Source organism: Pseudofrankia coriaricola (assembly GCF_032027725.1).
Taxonomy (GTDB): Bacteria; Actinomycetota; Actinomycetes; order Frankiales; family Frankiaceae; genus Pseudofrankia.
In genome coordinates this window covers 39,083-46,384 of the sequence record NZ_JASNFO010000011.1, presented here as the reverse complement: position 1 = coordinate 46,384, position 7,302 = coordinate 39,083, and the positions used below count along the sequence as shown (strand labels likewise).

The following is a 7,302-nucleotide window of genomic DNA, read 5'->3' as shown; positions in this document are numbered from 1 at the left end:
GGGGGCGGCACGGGTACGGCTGGGGTGGCGGGCGCCGGGCCGAGTGCACGGCTCGGTGCCCCGGCGGCGCTGGCCGGGCGGCGTCAGCCGATGCGGCGCCGCAGCTCCCGCTTGTCGATCTTTCCGACCGCGGTGAGCGGCAGCGCGTCGGCCACCGTGAGCAGGTCGGGGAGCATGAAACGGGCAAGCCCGCGCTCGCGCAGGAAGGCCTTGACCGCCTTGAGGGTGAGCGTCGCCGCGGGCACGAGGACGACGACCGCGCGGACGCTCTCGCCGACCTGCTCGTCCGCCGCCGCGATGACGGCGGCCTGCGCGATCGCCGGGTGGGCGAGCAGGTGCTCCTCCAGCTCGCCGGCGGAGACGTTCTCGCCGCCGCGGTTGATGACGTCCTTGATCCGGCCCTCGACGACCAGGTTGCCGCTGGGGGTCTGCCGGACCAGGTCGCCGGACTGGTAGTAGCCGTCCGGGCTGAAGGCGGTCGCGTTGTGCTCGGCGGCTCGGTAGTAGCCACGCAGGGTGTACGGGCCGCGGGTCCACAGCTCGCCGACCTCGCCGGGGGGCACGTCGGCGCCGTCGCGGTCGACGATCCGGATCTCGTCGGCCGGCGCGAGCGGCCGGCCCTGGGTGGTGAAGGCCAGCTCGTCGCCCTCGTCCAGGCGGGTGTAGTTCAGCAGCCCCTCGGCCATGCCGAAGACCTGCTGGACCTGCGCGCCGAGGGTCGTCGGGATCCGCCGGGCGAGCTCCGCGTCCAGCCGGGCGCCCCCCACCTGCAGCAGGCGCAGGCTCGCGGTGTCGGGCCGCTCCCACTCGGCGGCGCTGACCCAGATCCGCGCCAGCGCCGGCACGAGGGCGGTCACTGTCACCCGCTCCCGCGCGATCAGGTCGAAGGCGACCTCCGGGCTGGGCGAGCTCGCCATGACCACGGTCGCCCCGGAGCCGAACGCCCCCAGGATCCCCGGGCAGGCCAGCGGGAAGTTGTGCGCCGCGGGCAGCGCGACCAGGTAGGTGTCCTCGGCGGTGAGCCCGCACAGCTCGGCGCTGGCCGCCGCGTTGTACGCGTAGTCCCAATGGGTGCGCGGGATCAGCTTGGGCTTGCCGGTCGTGCCGCCCGAGATGAGCAGCACCGCGACGCCGGCCGGGTCGGGGGCGGGCGGCGCCGCGGCCCGCCCCTCGGCCCGCGCGGCCGCGCCGGCCGCCGCGAGCGCGTCGAGGCCGGTGAACTCGCCGGCGTCGCCGGCCACGAGCACGTGGCGCACGGCCGGGACCGTGGCCATGATGTCCCTCGCCAGCGCGCGGTGGTCGAAGCCCTCGTGCGTGTCCGGGACCGCGTAGGCGACGGCGCCGGACAGGCTGGCGAGGTGCTCGATCTCCACCCGGCGGTGCGCCGGCAGCGCCAGCACCGGGATGACACCGAGACGCAGCATCGCGAACAGGAGCGTCACGAACTCGGCGCGGTTCGGCAGCTGGACCAGGATGCGGTCGCCGGGCGCGATGCCGAGCTGGGTGAGCCCGGCCGCCAGGTCGTCCGCGGCCTGGTCGAGCTCGGCGTAGGAGAGCCGGACCGGGCACGACGCCGGCCCGGCCACGACGGCCGTGGCGGCGCCGGACCGGGCGGCCCAGTCCCGGAGGCGGTCGCCCAGCGGGCCGCCGCGCCAGTAGCCCTCGGCGACGTAGCGGCGGGCGAACTCCTCCGGCCAGGGGACCCAGCCGCCGGCCGTGTCCGGCTGGGCCGCGGCGTCGGTGACCAGCGGGGCGCTCACTGCTGCGTCCCGGCGGTGCCGGCGGAGGCGCCGGCGGCGCCGGCCTGGTCGGACGAGCCGGCCTGGTCGGTGGCGTCGAGCAGCCGTGCCTCGATCTCGTCGTCGGAGAGCGCGGCGATCTCCCAGGCGATCGCCGCGACGCGGTCGAGCCGCCCAGGCAGTGCCTCGGCCGCGCGCATGTTGTCCGCGAGCCCCGCGACCGTCGGTGCGCCGAAGACCATCCGCACCGTCACCTCGCCGGTGTCGAGTTCCTCACGCAATCGGGCCACGACGGACGTGGCCAGCACGGAGTCGCCGCCGAGAGCGAAGAACTCCTCGTCGACGCCGAACTCGTCGACGCCCAGCACCTCCCGCCAGACGGCCCGGATCACCCGTTCCAGGTCCGACCGCGGCGGTGCCGAGGCGCGGTGGGGCCCGGCCAGCTCGCGCTCGAGGAGCGCGCCGACCGCCCGCCGGTCGATCTTCCCGTTGGCGCTCAGCGGGAGCTCGGCCACCACGACGATGCGGTCGGGCACCATGTGCGGCGGCAGCAGCGCCCGCAGGCCCGCCTGGACCGCGGCCGGCGCCTGCGTCTCGTCGGTCCCCGCGGCCAGGACGACGACAGCCCCGAGCGCCGGCGGCCGGCCACCCGCGCCGGGCGTCAGCGCGGCCACCCCGGACCGGACTCCGGGCACGGAGCCGAGTGCCGCCTCGATCTCGCCGAGCTCGACCCGGAATCCCTTGATCTTGACCTGGTGGTCGCGGCGGCCGAGGAACTCGACGGTGCCGTCCGCCTGGTACCGGGCCAGGTCGCCGGTGCGGTACCAGCGGGCGCCCTCGTGGGTCACGAACCGGTCCGCGGTGCGTTCCGGGTCGCCCCGGTAGCCGCGGGCGACGCCGGCGCCGCCGATCCACAACTCGCCGGCGACGTGGTCGGGGCAGTCGCGGCCCAGGGTGTCCACGACACGCAGCGCGACGTTGCGCAGCGGCTTGCCGTAGGGCACCGAGCGCCACTCGGGCGGCACCGGGCCGCCCCCGGCGACCTCGCACACGGTCGAGTGGATCGCGGTCTCGGTCGTGCCGCCGAGCCCCAGGAACCGGCAGCCTGGGACGGCTGCCGCAAGCCTGCCCGGCAGGTCGACGCCGACCCGGTCCCCGCCGAGCAGCACCGCGCGCAGGCTGCCGCCCAGCGGCACGCCGGCGGACAGGACCAGGTCCAGCACGGCCGGCACGCAGTTGAGGATCGTGACGCCGCCGGCGATGAGCTCGGCCCACCGGGTCGCCTCGCGCCGGGACTCCTCGTCGACGATCACGACCGCGCCGCCGGAGGACAGCGGGGCGAAGATGTCGAAGACCGACAGGTCGAAGTCGAGAGCCGAGACGGCCAGCGTGCGGTCCCCCGCGCCGAGCTCCAGCCGGTCGATCAGGTCGTCGATGGTGTTCATCGCGGCCCGGTGCCCGACCTCGACGCCCTTGGGCTGGCCGGTCGACCCTGAGGTGAACAGGACGTAGGCGGGTTCGTCGAGGCGGGCGGGATCGTCCGCCGCGCCCAGCGTGAGCGCGCCGCGCGGGGCGGCCTCGTGAGCGTCGTCGAGGATGAGCGGGGTCACGCCGGCTGGCCAGTCCTGGCCGGCCGCCGGGCTGGCGATGACCGTGCGCAGGCCGGCGGTCGCGGCGATCTGCGCGACCCGGGCCGGCGGCTGTTCCACCCCGATCGGCACGTAGGTCGCTCCGGCCGCGAGCACGCCGAGGACGCTGACGACCTGGTCCGGCCCCTTCGGGAGGCTGACGCCGACCAGCTCGCCGCGCCGGACGCCGCGCGCGACCAGCGCGCCGGCGACGGCCGTCGCCCGCTCGGCGAGCTCGCCGTAGGAGAGCGACCGGCCCCCGGCCGGTCCAGCCGCGGACGCCGCCTCGTCCCACAGCAGGGCGGGCGCGTCCGGACGGTGTTCCGCCGCCGCGAAGAACCCCTCGTGCAGCAGGCGGGTGGACGCCGGCCCGGCCGTCGCCGCGACCCGGCGGCGCACCGCTCGGGTGGACTCGTCGAGGAGGCCGTCGACGGGCTGGTCCCAGGCGCCGCCGCCCGCGCTGCTCGCCGAGCCCAGGTCGGCCAGGTCTCGCACGAGCCGTTCGAACGCCGCGAACATCGCGTCGACGACGCCGGGCGCGAAGGAGCCCTCGCGGATGTCCCAGTTGACCAGCAGCCCGCCGTCGAGCTCGGTGACCTGGGCGTCCAGCAGCACCTGCGGGCCCTGCGAGATGATCCACACCGGCTGGCCGAACTCCCGGCGCACCGGGGCGTCGAACAGCTCGCCGAGGCCGAGCGCGCTGGTGAACACGACCGGTGCCAGCACCGGCTCGCCGTGGCGGCGGCCCAGGTCGCGCAGCACCTCGACGCCGGAGTAGTCCGCGTGGGCGGCGTCGGCGTGCAGCCGGGCCTGGACCTGGCGGCCGCGGTCGACGAACGGGACGCGGTCGGTCAGGTCGATCTCCAGCAGCACCGAGCTGGTGAAGTCGCCGACGACGCGGTTGACGTCGGGGTGGAGCTGCTCGCGGTCGAACAGCGGGACGTTGAGCAGGAACCGCGGCTGCGCGCTCCAGCCGCCGAGGACCTCGGCGAACGCGGTCGCGACGGCCATCGCCGGGGTCACGCCGCGCTGGTGGGCCGCCCGGCCGAGGGCCTCGCGGGCCGACGGCGGCAGCTGGAAGTGGCGCCGCGACACCCGCGGCGCCGCCGCCGGGCCGCCGGGTCCGGTGGGGCCGCCGGGTCCGGTGGGGCCGCCGGGTCCGGTGGGGCCGCCGGGTCCGGTGGGGCCGCCGGGTCCGGTGGGGCCGTCGGTCGCCACCGGGGCCGATGCCAGCGCGAGCTGGGGCGCTCCCGGCAGGCTGGGCAGGCGGTCGAGCCAGGCGGCGCGGGCCTGCGCCACCGCCTCCGGCCGGGCGGCCCCGTGCTCCGCCCGGTAGCGGCGGTAGCTGTAGGCCAGCGCGGGCGCGACCTCGTGCGGGCGGTCGTACAGGTCGGCCAGGTCGGCGAGCAGCACGCGGTAGCTGACGGCGTCCGCGGCGACCATGTCGACGTCGAGGTGGAACCGGGTCGCGCCGCCCGGCCGCAGGCTGAGCGCGGTCGAGAAGACCTCACCCCGCTCGATGTCGAGCATCTGGTGGGACAGGTCGTCGCGGACGGCGGCCAGCCGGGCGGCGGCGGTGTCCTCGTCCAGGCCGCGCAGGTCGTGGACGGTCAGCCCGCGCCAGCCGGAGACCTGTTCGACGACCTGGCCGCCGTTGTCGGTGATCCGGGTACGCAGGGCCTCGTGCCGTTCGATGAGCCGCCGGGTAGCGGCGGACAGCCGGGCCGGCTCGAGGCCGCTCCCATCGAACTCGGTGTAGAGGTGGGCGGCGACGCCCCCGTAGGTCTGGCCCGTGCCGCGCCCGACCCAGTAGGCGTGCTGCATCAGCGCCAGCGGGAACTCGGTGCCGGCCTCGGGCTCCACCCTCTCGGCACCCACCGGTTCGGCGCCCGCCGGTCCCGTTCCGGTCCCGGTCTCGGTCCGCGCCGGGGCCGCGGGCCGCCGGCTGGTCAACAGCTTGAACCAGCCGTCGAGGGTCGGGGTCTCGGCCAGCTCCGCGAAGTTGACCTCGATCCCGGCCCGCCGCCACTGCCCGATCGCCTTGATCAGGGCGATCGACTCCAGGCCCTGTTCGAAGAGGTTGTCCTGGTCCCCCAGGGCTGCCGGGTCCTCCTCCAGGAGCTCGGCGACGGCGCGCCGCAACGCCTCGAGATCCTCGGCCGTCACCGAACCGACCAGCCCCGAAGCGGCCGGGATCGCGGCCGGCTCAGGTGCCGCCGCCGGCCGGGCCGGCACGAGGAAGCGGCTGACGCTGCGCAGCTTCTCGCGCGTCTCCTCCAGCTCCCGCTCCGGGCTCGACGCCCCGACGATGCCCGCGCCGGCGCGCAGCCAGGTCCGGCCGTCGCGCTGGAACACCGTCCGCAGGACGAGGGCGGCGTCGATGGCGCCGTCCGAGGTCGCGCTGATCACGGCGCCGCTGTAGAGGCCGCGCGGCCGCGGCTCGTAGCCGCGGATCGCGGCGCAGGCGGCGTCCTTCGGCACGCCGGTCGCCGTGATCGACGGGAAGACGGCGGCCAGCGCGTCCCAGCCGTCCCGGCCGGGAACGAGCCGGCCGCTGACCCGCGAGGCCAGGTGCTGGACGCTGCCCCGCTCGAGGACGTTCATGAACTCGTCCACGACCAGTGTGCCCGGCGCGCACAGCGGCCGCAGCTCGTCCTGGACCGCCTGCACGGACACCGCGTGCTCGTAGATCTCCTTCGGGTCGCGCAGCAGCTCGTCCCGCCGGGCCGCGTCGCCGTCGTCGCCGAGCAACGCCCTCGTGCCGGCCAGCGGCTGGCTGGAGACCCGGCCGTCGGCGCCGACCTCGACCACGGTCTCCGGGCTGAAGCCGATCGCGCGCTCGCCGGCCAGGTCGACCAGGAAGGACCGGGCGGGCGTGTTGCCGCGCCGGCCGAGCTCGTAGGTGGCGACCAGGTCGATCTCGCCCTCGACCGGGACGACCCGGGAGGCGATCACCTTGCGCAGCCGGCCGGCCGCGATGTCCTCGACGGCGCGCGCGACCGTGCGCCGGTACTCGTCGGCGTCGTGCTCCAGGTCGGCCAGCGGCCGGGCCTCGCCCGGCTCGGCGGCGTCCGCGCCGGTCACGAGCTCGGCCAGGGCGTCCAGGTCGGCCGGGTCGGCCGCGCGCAGCAGCGCGCCGGTCGCCGACAGCCGCGCCTCGCGGGCCGGGATGACCAGATGGGCGAGCGGGTCGGGGCTGACCGGCCCGGGCAGCCCGAGCTCCCGGGGGCCGAGCTCGAAGCCGGCCCAGCCGCACGCCCGCCAGTCCGCGATCGGGAGGACGGACAGGACGCGGGCGAGGGCGCGCAACGGGTCACCCTCGACCGGCTCGACTCGCCAGCCACCGTCCATCCGGTAGCGGATCTCGTCCCAGTACAGGACGATCTCGGCCAGGGCGCCCGAGCCACAGCGCCATTCGCCGTCCTGCTCGTACACGGTGACCGGCGCGGCCGCACCGCGGGCGAACCGGGCCGCCGCGGCGAGCGGGTCGCCGAGGCCGGCCACCGTCCGTTCGCGGTAGACCACCGGCGCCGTCATCGCGACGTGCCGGAGTCGACGCCGTCGCGGCTGCCCCGCGCGGCGAGCGCATCCGTCGCCGGCGCCGCTGGGCCGTCGGCCTCCATCCGGGCGATCAGGCTGGCCGGACGCAGGTCCGTCCAGTTGGCCTCCACGTACTCCAGGCAGGACGCCCGGCTCGCGGCCCCGTGCACCGTCGTCCAGCCGGCCGGCACCGGCGCGAACGTCGGCCACAGCGAGTGCTGGCCCTCCGCGTTGACCAGGACGTAGAAGCTGCCCATCTCGTCATCGAACGGGTTGGTCGACATGAGGTGCCCGTCTCCTTGGATCTCTGCCCGCTAAATCAGCGCCCGTGATTTAGGTTCGCCTTACTTTAGGTTATCTTTACCTAAAATCGCCGCATTCGTCTACCCCCGCGC

The 7,302-nt window shown here is 76.1% G+C and carries 3 protein-coding genes; all 3 read right to left on the bottom strand.

Annotation, left to right across the window (positions count from 1 at the left end; translation table 11 throughout):
* Positions 1 to 83: 83 nt before the first annotated feature.
* The 3 genes from QOZ89_RS07730 to QOZ89_RS07720 are packed head-to-tail and all read right to left on the bottom strand — an operon-like array spanning position 84 to position 7,191.
* Positions 84 to 1,760, bottom strand: a complete 1,677-nt coding sequence (locus QOZ89_RS07730; RefSeq protein WP_071051138.1) for a (2,3-dihydroxybenzoyl)adenylate synthase — start codon at positions 1,758 to 1,760, stop codon at positions 84 to 86.
* Positions 1,757 to 6,904 (bottom strand): salicylate synthase, encoded by a 5,148-nt coding sequence (locus QOZ89_RS07725; RefSeq protein ID WP_312623396.1) that lies wholly within the window; start codon positions 6,902 to 6,904, stop codon positions 1,757 to 1,759. Before QOZ89_RS07725 ends, QOZ89_RS07730 begins: the two co-directional genes overlap by 4 nt.
* Positions 6,901 to 7,191, bottom strand: coding sequence for an MbtH family protein (locus QOZ89_RS07720; RefSeq protein ID WP_071051136.1), 291 nt, complete (start codon positions 7,189 to 7,191; stop codon positions 6,901 to 6,903). The genes QOZ89_RS07725 and QOZ89_RS07720 overlap by 4 nt, the downstream gene beginning before the upstream one ends.
* Positions 7,192 to 7,302: the final 111 nt, after the last annotated feature.

Excerpts from the sequence above, each read along its gene's own strand:
- QOZ89_RS07725 (WP_312623396.1), bottom strand. The coding sequence starts at position 6,904 with ATGACGGCGCCGGTGGTCTACCGCGAACGGACGGTGGCCGGCCTCGGC.
- QOZ89_RS07720 (WP_071051136.1), bottom strand. The coding sequence starts at position 7,191 with ATGTCGACCAACCCGTTCGATGACGAGATGGGCAGCTTCTACGTCCTG.